16 protein-coding genes are annotated in these 16,939 nt (G+C 61.6%); 13 read left to right on the top strand and 3 right to left on the bottom strand.

Annotation, left to right across the window (positions count from 1 at the left end):
* Positions 1 to 189: 189 nt before the first annotated feature.
* Positions 190 to 858, bottom strand: a complete 669-nt coding sequence (gene msrA / locus ACILSL_RS18430) for a peptide-methionine (S)-S-oxide reductase MsrA (RefSeq protein ID WP_407073022.1) — start codon at positions 856 to 858, stop codon at positions 190 to 192.
* A gap of 197 nt (positions 859 to 1,055) precedes the next feature.
* Here msrA and ACILSL_RS18435 point away from each other — a divergent pair, with 197 nt between their 5' ends.
* The 3 genes from ACILSL_RS18435 to ACILSL_RS18445 all read left to right on the top strand — a co-directional run bounded on the left by ACILSL_RS18435 (position 1,056) and on the right by ACILSL_RS18445 (position 3,080).
* A complete protein-coding gene (locus ACILSL_RS18435) occupies positions 1,056 to 1,436 on the top strand; it encodes a globin (protein WP_395733529.1) in 381 nt (126 codons plus the stop codon).
* A gap of 45 nt (positions 1,437 to 1,481) precedes the next feature.
* On the top strand, positions 1,482 to 2,420 hold the full coding sequence (locus ACILSL_RS18440) for a 2-hydroxyacid dehydrogenase (protein WP_395733530.1): 939 nt from the start codon (positions 1,482 to 1,484) through the stop codon (positions 2,418 to 2,420).
* Positions 2,421 to 2,489: 69 nt separating this feature from the next.
* Positions 2,490 to 3,080: a hypothetical protein gene (locus ACILSL_RS18445; RefSeq protein ID WP_395733531.1), complete on the top strand. Its 591-nt coding sequence runs from the start codon at positions 2,490 to 2,492 to the stop codon at positions 3,078 to 3,080.
* 99 nt (positions 3,081 to 3,179) lie between these two features.
* On the opposite strand, the gene waaF is transcribed toward ACILSL_RS18445, so the two are convergent.
* The gene (gene waaF, locus ACILSL_RS18450; protein WP_395733532.1) at positions 3,180 to 5,150 is read right to left on the bottom strand and encodes a lipopolysaccharide heptosyltransferase II; all 1,971 of its coding nucleotides are present in this window, start codon (positions 5,148 to 5,150) and stop codon (positions 3,180 to 3,182) included.
* A gap of 79 nt (positions 5,151 to 5,229) precedes the next feature.
* Here waaF and ACILSL_RS18455 point away from each other — a divergent pair, with 79 nt between their 5' ends.
* A complete protein-coding gene (locus ACILSL_RS18455; RefSeq protein WP_395733533.1) occupies positions 5,230 to 6,561 on the top strand; it encodes a sulfatase-like hydrolase/transferase in 1,332 nt (443 codons plus the stop codon).
* Positions 6,562 to 6,728: 167 nt separating this feature from the next.
* Here ACILSL_RS18455 and ACILSL_RS18460 read toward each other — a convergent pair whose 3' ends face one another.
* Entirely contained in the window at positions 6,729 to 7,367 is a 639-nt protein-coding gene (locus tag ACILSL_RS18460) for a response regulator transcription factor (protein WP_294396957.1), read from the bottom strand.
* Between the two features lie 221 nt (positions 7,368 to 7,588).
* On the opposite strand from ACILSL_RS18460, the gene ACILSL_RS18465 reads away from it, so the two are divergent.
* The 9 genes from ACILSL_RS18465 (at position 7,589) to ACILSL_RS18505 (ending at position 16,938) form a co-directional block, all read left to right on the top strand.
* Positions 7,589 to 8,038 carry an ExbD/TolR family protein gene (locus ACILSL_RS18465; protein ID WP_395733534.1) on the top strand — a complete coding sequence of 150 codons (450 nt, stop codon included), beginning with the start codon at positions 7,589 to 7,591 and terminating at the stop codon, positions 8,036 to 8,038.
* 42 nt (positions 8,039 to 8,080) lie between these two features.
* Positions 8,081 to 10,930, top strand: a complete 2,850-nt coding sequence (locus ACILSL_RS18470) for a hypothetical protein (RefSeq protein WP_395733535.1) — start codon at positions 8,081 to 8,083, stop codon at positions 10,928 to 10,930.
* 44 nt (positions 10,931 to 10,974) lie between these two features.
* A complete protein-coding gene (locus ACILSL_RS18475) occupies positions 10,975 to 11,394 on the top strand; it encodes a hypothetical protein (RefSeq protein ID WP_395733536.1) in 420 nt (139 codons plus the stop codon).
* 352 nt (positions 11,395 to 11,746) lie between these two features.
* A complete protein-coding gene (locus ACILSL_RS18480; protein WP_395733537.1) occupies positions 11,747 to 12,016 on the top strand; it encodes a hypothetical protein in 270 nt (89 codons plus the stop codon).
* A 76-nt stretch (positions 12,017 to 12,092) separates the two neighbouring features.
* Positions 12,093 to 12,497 (top strand): hypothetical protein, encoded by a 405-nt coding sequence (locus tag ACILSL_RS18485; protein ID WP_395733538.1) that lies wholly within the window; start codon positions 12,093 to 12,095, stop codon positions 12,495 to 12,497.
* A gap of 209 nt (positions 12,498 to 12,706) precedes the next feature.
* Complete coding sequence (locus tag ACILSL_RS18490; protein ID WP_395733539.1) at positions 12,707 to 14,902, top strand: TonB-dependent siderophore receptor; 2,196 nt, start codon at positions 12,707 to 12,709, stop codon at positions 14,900 to 14,902.
* Between the two features lie 15 nt (positions 14,903 to 14,917).
* Positions 14,918 to 15,742, top strand: a complete 825-nt coding sequence (locus ACILSL_RS18495; RefSeq protein ID WP_395733540.1) for a DJ-1/PfpI family protein — start codon at positions 14,918 to 14,920, stop codon at positions 15,740 to 15,742.
* Positions 15,743 to 15,805: 63 nt separating this feature from the next.
* Positions 15,806 to 16,279, top strand: a complete 474-nt coding sequence (locus ACILSL_RS18500; RefSeq protein WP_395733541.1) for a c-type cytochrome — start codon at positions 15,806 to 15,808, stop codon at positions 16,277 to 16,279.
* Between the two features lie 17 nt (positions 16,280 to 16,296).
* Positions 16,297 to 16,938 carry a c-type cytochrome gene (locus ACILSL_RS18505; RefSeq protein WP_395733542.1) on the top strand — a complete coding sequence of 214 codons (642 nt, stop codon included), beginning with the start codon at positions 16,297 to 16,299 and terminating at the stop codon, positions 16,936 to 16,938.
* The last annotated feature ends 1 nt before the right edge of the window (position 16,939 follow it).

The following is a 16,939-nucleotide window of genomic DNA, read 5'->3' on the forward strand; positions in this document are numbered from 1 at the left end:
TAAATGACGGCCTGTTCTGCCAGAGTGGCGGCCTTGTGGCCAGATAAATCCAGAACCTATGCCATAGAAAGATCGTTTCTAAGGTTGTTCAAAAAATCCCTCATAGCATGAATGAAAAAGCCCAAGCCTTGCGGCCTGGGCTGATTCGGAACCGCACTCGGAGAGTGCGGACCACTTCACTGTGGGTCGTTACTTCGCCTCGGGCTTGATCTTGCCCTTCTCCTCCAGCTTGTGCTTAAACTTCTCGGTCTTGGGATCGACGACGGCGCGGACGTAGCCCTGGTTGGGGTGAAGGGCTTTGAAGTTCTGGTGGTAGTCTTCGGCGGGGTAGAATTTCTTCAGCGGGGCGATCTCGGTGGCGATGGGGTCTTTCCACTTCTTCTGCACTTCGATCTTGGAGGCTTCGGCGATCTTGTGCTGCTCTTCGCTGGTGTAGTAGATGGCGGAGCGATACTGGCTGCCGTAGTCGTTGCCCTGGTAGGCGGTGCCTTTGGGCAGGAACTTGCCGTGATGCACGCCGTCTTCCTTGGTCACGCTGGTGGGGTCATGCGCATCCCAGAAGAGGTCGATGATTTCCTTGTAGCTGATGACGGCGGGATCGAACTCGACCTTGATGACTTCGGCGTGGCCGGTGTCTCCGGTGCAGACGTCTTCATACGTGGGGTTTTCGGTTTTGCCGCCGGCATAGCCGCTGACGACATTCTTGACGCCTTTGACGAGGAGGTACTGCGCCTCCACGCACCAGAAGCAGCCGCCACCGATGATGGCGGTTTCAGTTTTGGCGGCGTCAGCAGCAGAGGAGGTCGGGGCGAGGGAGGCCATGAGAAAGAGAGTGAGAAGGGTGAGCGCGGTTTTCATGGGATAGATACGAACGAGTTGGGTCGGGGAGTCAATCATCCGTCTTGTGAGAGGCGAAACTTTCGGCGGAATTTCAAGAAACCGGAGAATGATGGCCGCAAAGAGACACAAAAAGGGACAAAAAATGAGTCTGATTCCGCAGTCTTGGTTTTTTGATCTTTTTTGCGTTTCTGGGTGGCCGTCTCTACTCTGCGGACATGGACGAACTCTCAACTCTCTGCGCCCGGGTGGGCGAAACCAAGCTGCGCGAGATGGTGACGGCGTTTTACCGGCGCGTGCGGACGGATGATGTGATCGGCACGATGTATCCGCCGGATGACTGGGAGAATGCGGAGAAGCGGCTGGCCGATTTCATCGTGTATCGTTTTGGCGGGCCGCAGACCTACATCGAGGAGCGCGGGCATCCGCGTCTGCGCGGCAGGCACATGCCGTTTTCCATCGGGGAAGCAGAGCGCGACCGCTGGATGAAGCTCATGACCGAAGCGATGACCGAGGTGGCGGTGCCGGAGGCGGAGGCGCCCATCATCGCTACTTTCTTTGCGCAGGTGGCGGACATGATGCGGAATCGTCCGGGCTGAATCGCTGCTTGTCAGGCGGGGCTGTCGCAGGATGATAGCCACCCCATGGAAAAGACCCCCGTACTCATTCTCGCTCCGTTGCCGGATTTCCTCATGCAGCCTCTGCTGGCGGCGCATGTGTGTCATGACTACTTCCATGCGGAGGACAAGGAGGCGCTGCTGGCAAAGGTGGGGGCGGAGATTCGCGGCATCGTGATGGCCGGGGGCAGTGTGTCGCCGGTGCCCTTGCTGGAGCTGCTGCCGAAGCTGGAAATCATCAGCGTGTTTGGCGTGGGGTATGATGGCGTGCCGGTGGACTGGTGCAAAGCGCATGGCATCCGCGTGACGAACACGCCGGACGTGCTGACAGAAGACGTGGCGGACACGGCGAGCGCGCTGGTTTTGATGACGAGCCGGAAGCTGATCGCGGCAAATCGTTTCCTGCATGCGGGTGCGTGGACGAAGGGTGCCTTCCCTCTGGCGCATGCGCTGCATGGCAAGCTGGCGGGCATCGTGGGCCTGGGGCGCATTGGCAAGGCGATCGCGCACCGGCTGGAGGCGCACGGGATGCGCATCGCCTACCATGGTCGCACGAAACAGGAGGTGAGCTGGGAGTATGTGGACTCGCTGATCGCGCTCGCGCAGAAGGTGGACTTTTTGATCGTGGCCTGCCCCGGCGGTGCGGCGACGAAGCACCTGATCAATGCCGAGGTGCTGGCCGCACTGGGCACCAAGGGCACGCTGATCAACATCGCCCGTGGTTCCGTGGTGGATGAGGCGGCGCTGGTCTCGGCGCTGCAAAACGGCACCATTCGTGGCGCGGGGCTGGACGTGTTTGAAAACGAACCCCAGGTGCCGGAGGCGCTGATGCAGTGCGAGAACGCGGTGCTGCTGCCGCATCTGGGCAGCGGCACGCATGAGACGCGCGCGGAGATGGCGCGGTTGGTGGTGGAAAATCTGGCGGCGCATTTCAGCGGCGCGGCCTTGCTGACGCCCGTGTGCTGAGGTGCTCTGACGTGACGGTTTTGGCAGATTGCCTGCTTGCCCTTCCTACTTGAGCCACTATTAAACTTCATGGGCAAAATCATTCTCGGAGCAGTTCTCACCGCCATGGCTGTCTTTGGCTGGGAGGCGGTGTCGTGGACAGCCCTTGGCTGGCATCAAAACGGATTCCGCGCCTTTCGTGATGAATCCAAGGTGGCAGAAGTGATCAAGGCCAACGTGACCTCCGGCCATGGCATCTACCTGCTGCCTGCCATGGGTGAAGCACCGAAAATCGCCACTGCGGAAGAGAAGAAAGCCTTCGAAGAAGCGCAGCAGAAAGCGATGAAGAACGGCCCCTACGTCTATGCCATCGTCCGTCCGGGCAAAAGCGATTACAGCATGGGGATGAACCTGACTTTGAGCTTCATCCGCTGCCTGGTCTGCGCCCTGTTGATTGCGGCGCTGCTTTCCCAGACGGCGCTGTTTTATCCGGCACGCATTGCCTTTGTGGCAGCGGCAGGATTGTTCGCCGGTCTGGCCGCCGACCTGCCGATGTGGATCTGGTTTGAAAATCCCGGCCGAGATGCGGTGGTGAACATCGCCGATCATTTGATCGCCTGGGTCATCGGCGGTGCCGTGCTGGGCATCTTTGTGGGCAAAGACCCGGTGGCGGAACGCTGAGGCTTTAGCCAATCCTGCTCTTCCTCTTACTCCTCATCTTACTCCCGGAAGGGTTCCGAACCGGGGGAGGAGGAGTATGAGTAAGAGGAGGAGGAAGATTTAGCTTTCGACGCCGCTGGTCTTCAGCACGGCCTGCGCCACCTCTTCGGGTGTGACGAGCTGCATGCAGTTGTAGTGGCCGAAGGGGCACTCGCGCTGGAAGCAGGGGCTGCATTCGATCTTGTGCTGGATGACGGTGTGGCGGTCGCCGAGCGGGCCGGTTTCGATCGGGCAGGTGGAGCCGAAGATGCTCACGGTGGGAATGCCGAGGGCTGCGGCCAGATGCATCGTACCAGTGTCATTGGTGAGCAGGAGCTGGCATCCGCGCAGTTTGGCGATGAGTTCGGAGAGGCGTGTTTTGCCCACGAAGTTTTCATGCGGCGCCTGGAGCATGGCAGAGAGTTTTTCGCCCATCTCCTTCTCACCGGGGGCGCCAACCAACTGCCAGCGGAACTGGGAATGCTGCGCGGAGATCTGATTCACCACGGCGGCAAAGCGCTCCAGCGGCCAGCGCTTGGCGGGTCCGTACTCGGCACCGGCACACACGCCCACGCGAATGATGCCGTCGGTCGAGACGGGCGCGGCACCTGCCTCCCACAGGCCGGGCTGATCGATGTCCGCACCGATGCCTTTGGCGATGCGCAGGTAGCGGTGCGCATGATGCTCCTTGCTTCCTTTGGCCGGGCCGCCCTTGATGATCTGATTGAGCAGCTTCGAGCGGAAAGAGCCTTTCACACCGACGCGGCGGGGGACGCCTGCGAGCCAGATTTCCAGGGTGCTGCGGGTGGAGTTGGTGCAGAACACGGCGGCATCAAACTTCACGCCGGTGGCCTTGATGCGCCCGGCCACGGCGAAGAGGCCTTCCTTGGCGGGCTTGCCGATGTAGCGCGAGACTTCGGGCATGGAGAGCCACAGCTCCTCCAGTTTGTCCGGGCCGAGAACGGTGATCTTCATGTCCGGCCTGCCGCGTTTGATGGCGCGCACCATGGGGAAGGCCATGCAGGCGTCTCCCAGCCAGTTGGGGCTGCGGATGAGCAGCTCAAAGGGCTGCAGGCGGCTCATGTCGTAGCCTGTGGGAAAGGCCACCCCACGACGATACTCGGCCAGCAGGAATCGCGGCTTGGGCAGCTTCCAGCGGTTGTGCACCCAGAACCAGCTCGCCGGCTGCTCGCGGATCAGCTTTTCCACGGCGGCATTGATCGCCAGGGTCAGGCCGTCAGCGTTGGGTTGCGACTCGTCGGCTTTGACCTCCGGTGCGCAGACGAGCCACCAGCGCGCCGGGCCGTCATTGTACACCATCATCGGCAGCACCACCGCATCCGTGCGGATGGCCATGAGCGCCGCAATGGTGGTGGTGGAGGCCAGGCGGTCGAAGAAGGGGCACCACAGGCCGTGATCTCCGGCATGCTGATCCACCAGCACGCCCACCTGACCGGCCTCGCGCATGAACTTCATGGGGGCATTGAACCCGGCCTGGCGGTCAAAAAGGGCGTATCCCAGCTTTTCACGGCGGCGCAGCACCAGGGCATTGAGCCAGGGATTGTGCAGCGGCTGGTAGATGGCACCGGCCTTGTGGCCGCGAACATACATGGAGGGCACCTGGGTCAGGATCTCCCAGCAGCTGGCATGCAGCACCAGATTGAGGAGTGGGCGTTTGCCATGGTCATAGGCCGCCTGCGCGCGCTCGATGCCTTCGGACCGCACATGCCTGCAGATCGCAGCCTCGCTCATCAGCGGCAGTTTGAAACCGCAGAGCACGTTGGCGAACAGGCTCTTGAAGTGCTCATAGGCGAGGACCTTGAGTTCGGCGGGGGATTTTTCGCGGCCAAAGGCGATGTGCAGATTGTGCAGGGCGAGCCGGCGGTATTTGCCAGCCAGCACATACGCCACGCTGCCCAGCACCCGGCCGATGTACCACACGACGATGAGCGGCAGCAGCCACAGCACGCCTTCGATGCACCGGAACAGCGCGTAAACAACCCACTGCACGGTGCGTGTGGATAATCTGGCGGATTCTTTGGCGCTGCCCATGTGCCTCTTTATGCCGCAGCGCTTTCACGCACGCAACCCTTGATGCGAGATCAGCGGGGGCGGCTTCGTTTGGCGTGGCATGCACCGCCTTCTTCTCCTGCTCCTGACCTGCTGCCCGCTGCTGCAGGCCGCCGCTGCGAAGCCCAACATCGTTTTCATCATGGCGGATGATCTGGGCTGGGCGGACGTGGCCTTTCATGCGGGCACGGCCCCCACGCCCGTGCTGGACAAGCTGGCTAGGGAAGGACTGGAGCTGACGCACCACTACGTGGCGCCCGTGTGCAGCCCCACGCGCACGGGATTGATGACGGGCCGCTGCTGGAGCCGCTTTGGCGTGACGACCCCGCAGAGTGAACGGGCGCTGCCGTGGGATACGGTGACGCTGCCGTGCGCGCTGAAATCCGTGGGCTATGAGACCTGCCTCACGGGCAAGTGGCATCTCGGTTCCAAGCCCGCGTGGGGACCGAATCACTTTGGCTTTGATCACAGCTACGGCTCGCTGGGCGGCGGTGTCGGCCCGTGGGATCACCATTACAAGAAAGGCGAGTTCACCGAGACGTGGCATCGGGATGAAAAGCTCATCACGGAACCCGGTCATGTGACGGACTTGATCGCGAAGGAGGCGTGCGACTGGCTGGCGGCACGGAAGGACGCGCCGTTTTTCCTCTATGTGCCGCTGACGGCGGTGCATCTGCCGGTGAAGGAACCGGAGGAGTGGTTGTCCAAGGTGCCTGCGGGCATCACCGGTGCGGTGGCCCGGCAATACGCCGCCTGCATCATGCACATGGATGCTGCGGTGGGGCAGATCGTGACCGCGCTGGAAAAGAACGGGCAGCGCAACAACACGCTGCTCATTTTCACCAGCGACAACGGCGGCAGCACCGCTGAGAACAACGGCCAGGCCTACCCGCCGGATGGCTATGCCAGTGGCCCGCTGCCGGGAAACAACCTGCCGCTGCGCGATGAAAAGGGCAGCGTCTACGAAGGCGGCACTCGTGTGCCCTGCCTCCTGAACTGGCCCGGAACACTGAAACCCGGGACGCATGACGCACCGGTGCAGATCATCGACTGGATGCCCACCTTCTGCGCGCTGGCGGGATTCAAACCCGCCAAGGATCTGAAGTGGGACGGCGTGAACCTCTGGCCGCAGCTGGCCGAGGGCGCGCCACCGCCGCCGCGCACGCTGTACACCGTGGGGCCGAACGTCAAATCACGCGCCCTGCGCTGCGATCCGTGGAAACTGGTGGAGCATGGCAGCGGTGAGAAAGCGAAGTATGAGCTCTATGACATCCTCGCCGATCCCGGCGAGACGAAAGACGTGGCCGCCCAGCAGCGCGATGCCCTGGCCACCATGAAGGAGCGGCTGCGGGTGATGGCGCGGGCGGACCGTGATGCGGTGGCGAAGGATTGAAGGAAAGTCCTCGTGAGCTTTAGCTCACTCCGAGGGCATGGGAGATGCGGCGCTTTCCAGAGCGAGCTACTGCGAAGCCGCGAAGCGAACCTCGCGAGTACTTTGCACAAAAAAACGGGCGGTGTTTGCACACCGCCCGCTGCTGAGAGTTGTTGCTGTGAAAAATCCTATTTCTCCACCCAGCGCACGGCTTCCATGAGGAGTTCGCGAGCGGAGGCGAGGCCGAGCTTCTGACGGATGTTCGCCTTGTGGGCGTCCACCGTCTTGGCGCTGAGGGCCAGCTTTTCAGCGATGCTGTGGGAGTCGAAGCCACGGCCCACCATCTCGAAGATTTCGAGCTGACGGTCGCTGAGCATGCGGGCGGGTTCGCCACGGGAGCCGCCGCGAGGGCCGCCACCGGAGACGATGCTGCCCAAAAGGGAAGCGCTGAAGAAGAAGGAACCAGCGGCCACCTGACGGAGGCCCTGCAGCACGCGGGTGCTCGGTTCGCCTTTCATCACATAGCCCATGGCACCGGCGCGCAGGCAGCGCTCCGCATACACGTTTTCATCGTGCATCGAGTACACGAGGATCTGCATGTTGGGATGGCTGGCACGCAGCTTTTTGATGAGGTCCACACCACTGCGGTCCTTCAAGGTGATGTCGAGCACGACTACGTCGGGCTTGAGTTTGGCGATCTGCTGCAGCGCGGTATTGGCGTCTTCCGCACTGCCGATGACCTGCATGTCTTCCTGCTGGTCGATTAGTTTCTTAAGCCCTTCGATAACGATGGGATGGTCGTCGAGTATATAGATTTTGCTTTTCACGGTGCAACTAGAAGACTCATTTTCAAAAGAATGTCAAGCCGCCGTTCTTAAGAAACTTTGAGTGAGTCACGCACTCCATTGCTTTTCAATGTTTGAGAGCATGGTCATTTAACCCAAAGCTAACCCAAATGAACCTTCCGGCACAACCTTAAAGCCGGGTTTCCGGGCTTAAAAAGCCCCCCCAAGATTCCCCTCTAGGAGCCGTGATGCAGACACACGCCATGAAACACCGCCTCCATTCCGACGATATCGCGATTGGTTTTCAGATCGCTCCCATGATCGATGTCGTCTTCGTCATCATGCTGTTTTTCATGGTCATGACGGGCACTGTGAAGGTGGAGCGTGAGCTGCGCACCCGCCTGCCCAATCCGGGAGATCCAGAACAGGCCGTGCGGTTTCCTGCGGAGGAGATCACCCTCGGCATTCTCGAAGACGGCACCGTGACGATGAACGAGGAGGTGTTCGACACGCCAACGGACAAAGCCCTGCCTCTGCTCACCAAGAGCCTTCGCCGTGCAGCCGACTCCTCCGCACGGCAGAAGCAAAAGGTGCTGGTGACGATCCAGGCCGAAGAGCAGGCGAGCTACGAGCGGATCGTGGATGTGCTCAATTCGCTGCATCAGGCCGGGATTCAAAACGTGACTTTCACGGTCGGCAACGAACCGCTTTGATCTCCGCCGACAGGCTTTCCTCATGGCGTGCGTTCTTTGCGCATGTCTCGCTGCCTTCTCTTCCTGCTGCTTTCAGCCTGCGCCTTTGCCCAGATGGCCAACAGTCCGCCGGTGCCGCAATGGCTGGCGGCTCCTGAAACTGGGCAGACATTCACCCAGACCGTGAAGCACGAGGGCAAGCTGCTCAAGGCGGTGCTGCTCACCGCCAGCGATAGCGCGGTGGAGATCGTGCTCGATGGCAAAAGCATCGCCACCGTCAAAGCCGCTGACACCGCGACCGGCACCGATCTCACGCAGCAGCTCGGTGACGGCAAAGCGCATCAGCTCGGGCTGCGTGTGCCGGGCAAAGCGAAAACCGCCGCAAGGCTGGAGCTCAATGGCGATCTCGCCGCCGTGCGCTGGATCGTGACGGATGCCACCTGGCAGAACGCGGTGGTGGCAGGCCCCACCGATGCCGATCCGGCCACGAACCCCTTCGATTTGAAGAAGACCTTTGATGCCTACAACTCCTGGCAGCTCGCCAAACCCGGCGCGCAGAATCAGGCCACCGATCCCGCGACGCTGACGCTGCCACCGGGTTTCAAAGCGGAGCTGATCCGCTCCGCACAGCCCGGTGAAGACTCCTGGGTTTCGATGGCCTTTGATCCGCAGGGCCGCATCACACTCGGCAAAGAAAAGAAAGGCCTGCTGCGCCTCACATTGAGCGGCAGCGGAGATCAGAAGATGGAAGTGATCGATGACGAGCTGCTGGAGTGTCGCGGCCTGCTGTATGCGCACGGCTCGCTGTTTGCGAATGCGAACAACACGAAGGCGCTCTTTCGCCTCACCGATGCGGATGGCGACGGCACCTTTGAAAAACGCCAGGAGCTGATGCGCACCGAAGGCGGCGTAGGCCATGGCCGCAATCACATCAAGCTGGGCCCCGATGGCGACATCTACGTGGCACACGGCAACAACGTGCTGCTGCCGAAGAACCTTGATCCCGATTCCCCGCTGAAAAACTACGCGCCCGACCAGCTCATCCCGAACCCCTGGGACGGCAGCATGTTTGACGGCAACGTGGAACTCCCCGCCGGCCACATCCTGCGCGTGAAGCCGGACGGCAGCAAGATCACCCTGCTCGCGGGTGGCCTGCGCAACCCGCTGGACATCGCTTTCAATTCACGCGGCGATCTTTTCACTTTCGATGCCGACATGGAGCGGGATGTGGGCACCCCTTGGTACATGCCGACACGTGTGCTGCAGATCCTGCCCGGTGCGGATTACGGCTGGCGCAGAGGCACAGGGCGCTATCCAGCATGGTATGCGGACACGCTGCCGAGCGTGATCGACATCGGGCTGTCTTCGCCGACGGGGATTTATTTTGGGTATGGGGCTGAATTCCCGCAGAAGTATCAAGACGCACTCTATCTGCTGGATTGGAGCTACGGACGCATCATCGCAGTGCATTTAAAGCACCGCAGCTCGAGTGCGAGCTACACGGCCGAGCAGGAGACTTTCGTCACAGGCAGGCCGCTGAACGTCACAGACGGCTGCATCGGACCCGATGGCGCGATGTGGTTCACCACGGGTGGACGTGGCACACAAAGCGGGCTGTATCGTGTGTCGTGGGCCGGGAAGGAACGATATTTTTCAATGATGCGCGACCGCGTTTTCCGCCACTCTTCGGGACCTGAGGAGTATGCGGAAGCAATGCGCGAAAGAAGCGTGGATGGCGGATGGACACCAGACCTCTCCTTCACCTTTCGCTGCCTTGAGTCACCTGATCGGTTTGTGACCAACGCCGCACGTCTGGACCTGGAAAGATCCGATCCTGCGCTCTGGAGAGAGCGTGCGCTGGCTGGGAGGAGCATCCACGCTCTCCTAGCTCTTGCGCGGAAAGGAGAGAAAAAAGATCTGCCGGGCATTCTTGATGCGGTAATGAAAGCTGCACCCACCCCCACGCTGGATGCCCTGCGCGTCATCGCTGTGGCCATCGCGCGGCACGGCACACCGGACGAAGCGCATCATCAGAAGCTCATGGCCTGGGCGGTTTATCCACGTGATGACGTTTTCCTCAACCGCGAGCTCTGCCGTCTGCTCGTTTACCTCCACTCGCCGACGGTCATCGAGAAGACGATGCCTCTTCTCCAAGCGGCCACGACTTCGGAGGACCTGCTCTACTACCCCTTCATGCTGCGCTATCTCAAGGAGGGCTGGACGCTGGAGCAGCGGCGCATCGCGTTCGAGGCGCTGAACAAGGCGGAGAAGATGAACGGCGCGTCCACCTTCTTCAAAGCGATCAGCGACACGCGCAGCGAGCTGGCCGCCGCACTGAAGCCGGAGGAGGCCACGCAGCTCGCGGCGGTGATCTCGCCGGCGAAGCCTGCGGTGCTCTCCGTGCATGCGCTGCCGGGGCACTCCTTCAAGAACTGGACGCTGGAAGATCTCACGCCGCTGCTGGCGAAGATGGATGCGAAGACACGCAGCCGCGACAGCGCGAAGGATGCTCTCATTCGCGCGCAGTGTGTCTTCTGCCATAAGGTGAGCAATGATCCCACGCTGCCGGCAGGCGTGTTCGGCCCGGATTTGGTACAGGTGTCTGCGCGCTTCAACCGCCGCGACCTGCTGGACCACATCCTGAACCCCTCCAAGTTCATCGACGAAAAATTCCGCTACGTGACGGTGAAGACCAGCGATGGCAAAACCATCACCGGCAGCCTGGAGAGCGAGGACGATGAGCGCGTGGTGCTGCGGCCCAATCCGCTCGCTCCCGAAAAGAGCGAGATCGCCAAGGCCATGATCAAAGAGCGCAGCGTGTCCGAGATTTCACCGATGCCTGCGGGGCTGCTCAATTCGCTGAAAGCGGAGCAGATTCTCGATCTGCTGGCATGGTTTGAGACGCTGCGATAACGCGGCGCTGTTGACACTCCGCTTCGTGCCACCATACTCTTGCCATGTTCTCACGCTCCCAAGCATCGCTGCTGCCGCGAATCGCGCGGCTGGTGGTCGTGGGGGCGGTCTGTCTGTCTCTGGGCATGCACTGGGCCTTGCTGCAAGGCGTCGCGTGGGCGGGCATGCTGGTCTCCTTTGCCAGCAAAGGCACGGTGATCGAGGCGGTGCAGAAGACTTTCGACGGGCAGCATGGCTGCCCGCTTTGCAAGAAGGTGAAGGAAGGCCGCAGCTCCTCCGGCAAGGAGCCGCAACAGCAGCAGAACGGCCTTTCCTCACTCAAGATCCACGCCGTGCTGGTGGTGGAGGCGGCACGCCTCGTGGCCCCTGCCGGAGACACTTTTTCCTTCACACCGCTGCATGCGCAGATGGTACGCCGCTCCGAAGCACCGGAAACACCACCGCCAAGAAGCGTGCGGATTTGATTTTCCAGGCCGGTCTCTTGAACCTGCCGGCCTGACTCTGCGTAGAAGCTGCGGAAGGAAACCCGCGCTCCAGATCCGGCACCAGCCGCAGTCATTCGCGCAGTCACATCTTTCTGGTGGGCAGTGTTTCGCGGCGTGAGCTGCGTTCTCATCAGAGGCCCCCGTCCGGTGGGTATCCGGGCGGGGGCAATCCTTTCCAGCCGGTGGTTTGCGCCGCCGGCTTGAACGCCAAACACCACAAACAGGCAGACAAACAAACACGACACGCCCCGTGAAGAAATCATCGCTCGCCTTTCTGTTCGCGTCCTTCAGCCTCGGCTCCGCCGCTGCAGATGACGCCATAAAGGACATCATGAAAAAATACCACAAGCCCGAGGACGCCCTTTGTAAAAAGGTCGGCAAGGGCGAAGCCACCAGTGCTGACCTCAGCACGCTGCTCAAAGCCTACGAAGACATGAAAGGGGCCACGCCGCCGAAGGGGGACAAGGCCGTTTGGGCGAAGAACTGCGATGCGCTCATCAGCGCCGTCAAGAAAGTCCAGTCCAAGGACGCCACCGGCGCGAGTGACTTCAAGAAAGCCGTGAACTGCAAAGGATGCCATGACGGCTTCAAAGGCAAATAACCGACATGCCTGATCCCCAGGGAAGTTCTGCGAATGCCGCAGAGCCTCCCTGTTCAAGACAAGATTGTTTTCCTCCATGCTGCACCGCACCGCACGCCTCCTGATCATTGCCGCCCTGATGTTTTCCATCGGGCTGCACTGGGTCGTGCTGCAGTCGGTGGCCTGGGCGAGCATGGTCGTCACTTACACCGTGCAGGAAGGATCTCTGCTTGAGGGGGTGAGCCAGACCTTTGATGACTCGCACCCTTGCGAGCTGTGCTACACGATCAAAGAAAGCAGGAAGTCTGAAAAGAAAGCCCCTGAGCGGACCGACTCCAAACAGAAGATGGATCTCGCGCTGCCCGTTGCTGGCCGGATCGTTCTTACGCCGCCCACTTCTGTCCTTGCCACGCCGGCTGATTTTCCACGTGCTGTCGCACGCTCCATCTGTCCGCCAAAGCCGCCGCCACGAAGCGAGCGCTGCTCACTTTCTCTGGGTTGAGAATCGCAGATGCATCCGTTCCCCATGGCTTCATGAGGGTGCGTCTGCGACTTGTCTAAACGTCTGGTTCCAGGCCTCGCCGGCCCGTGGCTGCACATAGGCAGAGCCCTGTTTACCTCAAGCAATACGCATCGTCATGCCATGTGCGGATACTCATGGCTGAGAGTCTTCATACTCGTGTCCGGTTTCACTTTTTCTTCCATTTTTCAATGTCTGACATCCTTTCTTTGCAACGCCACCCCCGCACCAGGCTGCTGACTGCGGCCGCTGCTCTACTGGCCGCATCCTCTGTCTTTTCTCAAACCTCGTCGCCGGCTGCTGGCACGCCAGCGAACTCCGCTGGCAAGGTCAAAACCAAAGCTGAAACCAAGGCGAATGCCACGTCTGCGGACCTGGCACGCCAGCAGTCCACGGTGCTGCCGGAGATCCTCATCACCGCGCAGCCAGACCCTTACCTGGCCCCGTATGCCAACAGCACCACGCGCTCCGAGATCCCGCTGCGCCAGCTGCCGCAGTCCGCGCAGGTCATCACACGCAAGCTGATGGACAATCAGCTGACCCAGCACCCGGGGGATGTGGTGAAAAACTTCAGCGGTGTCGTGGGCAACGACTGGCGTGAAATGAACAACACTCAGTACTACGTCCGCGGCTTCCAGTCCGCGCCGTATCTGGACAGCTTCCAGCTTTACTATCCCGGACCTGCATCCGAGACACTGATCAACACCGAGCGCGTGGAAGTCGTCAAAGGCCCCACGGGTACGATGTTTGGCGGCGCAGCCGGCGGCCCGCTGGGCGGCCTGCTGAACTTCGTCTCCAAGCGGCCTGAAAAAGAAGCCCATTACATGGTGGGCATGAGCGCGAGCACCTGGGGAGGTTATGGCAATATCTGGGATGTGAACCAGCCGCTGGATGACAAGGGCCGGGTTCTCTTCCGCATCACCGGAGATGTGCGTGACACACGTGACGTGAATGCCTACATCAAGGGGCACCTGACCAGCTTTTTCCCCACGCTGGCCATCTCCCTGAGCGATGACACCACCCTGACATTGCGCGGCCGCTATTCCGACCGCTCGCAGACGGACTACAGCGGCCTGCCTGGTGCCGGCACGGTGGCCCCAGGAGGTTTCACCTTTGGCCGCTACGACATCTTCCGCGCCGAAGGCCAGCCTGCAACCTCATCCAAGACCCGCAGCCTGAACGCCGAGCTGAAGCACAGCTTCAACAGCGACTGGAACGTGGTCCTCGAAGCCAACTTCATCGACATGAACTTTGACCAGTTCTCGGTGTTCCCCAGCTTCTTTGGCGCGCCCTTCGGCTCGTTCTACCCGGTGGACTCCGGCACGCTGCTGCAAAACATGCACTCCTTTGCCTTCAATGCGCGGGTGAATGGCAAGTTTGAAACCGGAGCCGTGAAGCACACCCTGACGACGGGCATGGACTTTGACCAGACCACGGACAACGGCGTGATGCTGGTCAATCCGTTTATCGGCATCATGGACATGAGCAATCCGACCTACCCGACCTGGGCGGGCGGAGGCCTTCCATTCTCAGACCAGCACAATGACTACCAAACCATTGCCGGATTTTTGCAGGATCAGATCACATTTGCAGAGAAGTTCCACCTCATGGGCTCGCTGCGCTACAGCCAGCTCAAGGTGCATGATGTGGACACGGCGGCGGGCATTGACTCCCGCCTCAATGAGCACCGCCTCACCAGCCGTGCGGGCGCATCGGTGGATGTGACGAGCTGGATGACGGCCTTTGCGGGCTGGGGCCAGGGTTTCCAGGCGCCGGTGGGCACGCCCATCGCTGGCCCAAAGAAAGTCATCAGCGGAGAGCAGATGGAGGCGGGGCTGAAGTTTGAGCTCAGCAAGAAGCTGCAGGGCTCGCTGGCCTGGTTCCGCAATGAGCGCTCGAATGTGCCTGTCTCCACGGGCCTGCTCAGCGTGCAGTCTGGTGTGCAGCGCGCCTACGGCATCGAGGCGGACCTGATCTGGAAGCCGCTCGACGGTTTCACCGTGCTGATGAACTATGCCTGGCAGGATGCCCGCATCGTTTCAGACACGACCCTGCCCACCGGTGCACGCCTGCCGCGCATCCCGGAACACACGGGGCGTGTGGCGGTGCGCTATGACCACAGCGAGGGCCTGTTCCGCGGCTTTGGCATCGGCCTGGGTGTGAGCATGGGCACCTCCCGCCCCGGGAACTCCGCCAACACCTTCTCCACCCCGGCCTACGCCACGGTGGACGCACAGCTCAGCTACACACGCGGCCCGGCCACGGTGTCTGTGGGCATCCAGAACCTCCTGGATACACGCTACTACCAGCCGCAGGCATTCCTGGGCGGCAGCGTGGCGCCCAACGCGCCCTTCAACGTCTTCTGCCAGGCCACCGTGCGCTTCTAACCCTCCATTCATCGCATGAACACCGAGCGTCGTCACTTTCTGCGTCAACTCACCTGTGTGCTGCCCGGTCTGGCCGCGCTGGCACAAACTACCAGCGCCCATGCCCAACAGCGTGCCGGCCAGCCGCCACCGGCCCACGACATGTCCGCCATGCCACCCACCTGGATGGGCAGCGAGCTCATCGTGCAGGTGCTCTACCCGGGATTCACCGCGCTCGATCTCATCGGCCCGCACTACTTCCTGTCATCGCTGATGGGGGCCAAAGTCCTGCTGGCGGCCAGGACCAAGGACCTCGTCAGCTCAGACGCGGGCGTGAAGATCATGCCGGACATCACTTTTGCGGAGTGTCCGGAGAAGATCGATCTGCTCTGCGTGCCGGGCGGCACGACGGGAACGCTGGCTGCCATGCAGGACAAAGAGACGATGGACTTCATCCGCCGGGCGGGAGCGTCCGCGCGGGTGGTGTCCTCCGTCTGCACCGGCTCCCTGATCCTGGGGGCCGCAGGCCTGCTGAAAGGCCGGAAGGCCACCAGCCACTGGCTGGTGAAGGATCTGCTGCCCAACTTTGGCGCCATACCCTCTGACGACCGCGTGGTGGAGGATGGCAGGGTCATCACCGCCGCCGGTGTCACCGCCGGCATGGACTTTGGCCTGCACATGTCCCTGAAGTGGCGCGACCGCGAATACACCGACTGCCTGGCCCTGCTGGCCGAGTACGACCCGCACCCGCCCACCACGGCGGGAGACCCCGCCAAGGCACCTGCGCACAGCAGGCAGCTCATGGTCGATATGCTGGCCGGATTTCACCAGAAGGTCGAGGCCGTCAGCAAAGGCGGCTGAAGCCCGAGCTCCTGTCACTCTCATCCAATCACCCTATCCAAACAAACCCCCATCCCATCATTCATGAAATCATCTCTTAAACACCTCCTCCTCGCAGCCGCTTGTGTGCTGCCTTTCACTTCCATCATTCACGCCCAGGATTCCCTCGCACGTGGGCAGACGGTTTACATGCAGGTCTGCTTCGCGTGCCATCAGCCCACGGGCCTAGGCCTGCCGGGTATGTTTCCACCGCTGGCCAGCTCTGACTGGGTGACGGCGAAAAAGCCGGACCGCATCATCCGCATGGTGCTGCATGGCTTCACCGGACCCATCACGCTCAATGGCAAGCCCTTTGCCTCGCCCGCGCCGCTGATGCCGCCGCAGGGCGCGGCGCTCAGCGACACGCAGATCGCCGATGTGCTGACCTATGTGCGCAGCAGCTTTGGCAACAAGGCGGGGGCCGTCACGCCCGCAGAGGTCGCCGCCATCCGCGAGGCTGAAAAGGCCCGCAGCGCGATGTGGACGGAGGCGGAAATCCTCAAAATCCCCACCGAATAAAAAACAGGTCAAACATCATGTCTCAAAAATCATCTTCTCCCAAGAGCCTCGGCTCCTACATCACCGACCTGCTGACCTACGGCGTGGGCGCTGTCATGGGCGGCTCCATTCTTTTCATCGTGGGCGCGTTCATCGAAGGCTCCTACGTGGCGCTGCGGGCCAAACCTCCTGCGCCCGCGGCAGAAGCCGCGCCGCCTGCGGCCACGCCACCCGCTGCTCCCACCCCGGCACCTGCCAGTCCTGCTGCTGGTGGCGGGGTGGATTTGCTGGCCACCGGTCAGCGCATCTACTCCACGGTGTGCATCGCCTGCCACCAGCCCACGGGAATGGGGCTGCCGCCCATGTTTCCGCCGCTGGCGGGGTCTGACTGGGTGAACGTGAACAAGCCCGACCGCATGATCCGCATGGTGCTGCACGGGTTCACCGGCCCCATCACCATCAATGGCAAGCCCTTCGTGTCTCCAGCTCCCATGATGCCGCCGCAGGGTGGCGCGCTGAATGACGAGCAGATCGCCGGAGTGCTGACCTACGTGCGCAGCAACTTTGGCAACAAGGCCGGCCCTGTGACTCCGGAGCAGGTGAAGGCCATCCGTGAAGCCGAGAAGGCCCGCAGCGCGATGTGGACGGAGGCGGAAATCCTCAAAATCCCCACCGAATAAC

The organism is Prosthecobacter sp. (assembly GCF_044222345.1).
In the GTDB taxonomy this organism is placed as follows: Bacteria; Verrucomicrobiota; Verrucomicrobiia; order Verrucomicrobiales; family Verrucomicrobiaceae; genus Prosthecobacter.

Bases quoted from the DNA above. Each gene is read 5' to 3' on its own strand.
- msrA (WP_407073022.1), bottom strand. From the start codon at position 858: ATGAAAACCGCGCTCACCCTTCTCACTCTCTTTCTCATGGCCTCCCTC.
- ACILSL_RS18435 (WP_395733529.1), top strand. From the start codon at position 1,056: ATGGACGAACTCTCAACTCTCTGCGCCCGGGTGGGCGAAACCAAGCTG.
- ACILSL_RS18440 (WP_395733530.1), top strand. From the start codon at position 1,482: ATGGAAAAGACCCCCGTACTCATTCTCGCTCCGTTGCCGGATTTCCTC.
- ACILSL_RS18445 (WP_395733531.1), top strand. From the start codon at position 2,490: ATGGGCAAAATCATTCTCGGAGCAGTTCTCACCGCCATGGCTGTCTTT.
- waaF (WP_395733532.1), bottom strand. From the start codon at position 5,150: ATGGGCAGCGCCAAAGAATCCGCCAGATTATCCACACGCACCGTGCAG.
- ACILSL_RS18455 (WP_395733533.1), top strand. From the start codon at position 5,230: ATGCACCGCCTTCTTCTCCTGCTCCTGACCTGCTGCCCGCTGCTGCAG.
- ACILSL_RS18465 (WP_395733534.1), top strand. From the start codon at position 7,589: ATGAAACACCGCCTCCATTCCGACGATATCGCGATTGGTTTTCAGATC.
- ACILSL_RS18470 (WP_395733535.1), top strand. From the start codon at position 8,081: ATGTCTCGCTGCCTTCTCTTCCTGCTGCTTTCAGCCTGCGCCTTTGCC.
- ACILSL_RS18475 (WP_395733536.1), top strand. From the start codon at position 10,975: ATGTTCTCACGCTCCCAAGCATCGCTGCTGCCGCGAATCGCGCGGCTG.
- ACILSL_RS18480 (WP_395733537.1), top strand. From the start codon at position 11,747: ATGAAAAAATACCACAAGCCCGAGGACGCCCTTTGTAAAAAGGTCGGC.
- ACILSL_RS18485 (WP_395733538.1), top strand. From the start codon at position 12,093: ATGCTGCACCGCACCGCACGCCTCCTGATCATTGCCGCCCTGATGTTT.
- ACILSL_RS18490 (WP_395733539.1), top strand. From the start codon at position 12,707: ATGTCTGACATCCTTTCTTTGCAACGCCACCCCCGCACCAGGCTGCTG.
- ACILSL_RS18495 (WP_395733540.1), top strand. From the start codon at position 14,918: ATGAACACCGAGCGTCGTCACTTTCTGCGTCAACTCACCTGTGTGCTG.
- ACILSL_RS18500 (WP_395733541.1), top strand. From the start codon at position 15,806: ATGAAATCATCTCTTAAACACCTCCTCCTCGCAGCCGCTTGTGTGCTG.
- ACILSL_RS18505 (WP_395733542.1), top strand. From the start codon at position 16,297: ATGTCTCAAAAATCATCTTCTCCCAAGAGCCTCGGCTCCTACATCACC.